This window comes from Mesorhizobium sp. M8A.F.Ca.ET.207.01.1.1 (assembly GCF_004794715.1).
In the GTDB taxonomy this organism is placed as follows: domain Bacteria; phylum Pseudomonadota; class Alphaproteobacteria; order Rhizobiales; family Rhizobiaceae; genus Mesorhizobium.
The window spans coordinates 1-315 of the sequence record NZ_SRUS01000406.1; the positions used below are offsets into that span (position 1 = coordinate 1).

1 pseudogene is annotated in these 315 nt (G+C 64.4%); it reads right to left on the reverse strand.

Going from position 1 to position 315, the window contains the following annotated elements:
* Positions 1 to 315: pseudogene (locus tag EN850_RS35115) on the reverse strand (cystathionine beta-synthase); the annotation flags it as partial.

A 315-nucleotide genomic window follows, 5' to 3' on the forward strand; every position in this document is an offset into this window, starting at 1 on the left:
GACCAGCTGGTCACCGTCCATCACCGGCAGCTGCGACACGTCGTACAGCTTCATGCGCTGGAAGGCGGTGGTCAGCAGGTCGTTCGGGCCGATCACCACGGTGTCGCGCTGGCCGTACGGGCGCAGGATCAGGTCGCGCAGGTCGCCGTGCTGCGGGCGCTGCAGGAAGCCGTTGTCCAGCATCCAGTAGTCGTTGTACATCTTCGACAGGTACTTGTTGCCGGTATCGCAGACCAGCACCAGCACCTTCTTCGGGGTGGTCTGCTCCTTGCAGTACTTCAGTGCCGCGGCCAGCAGGGTGCCGGTGGACGAACC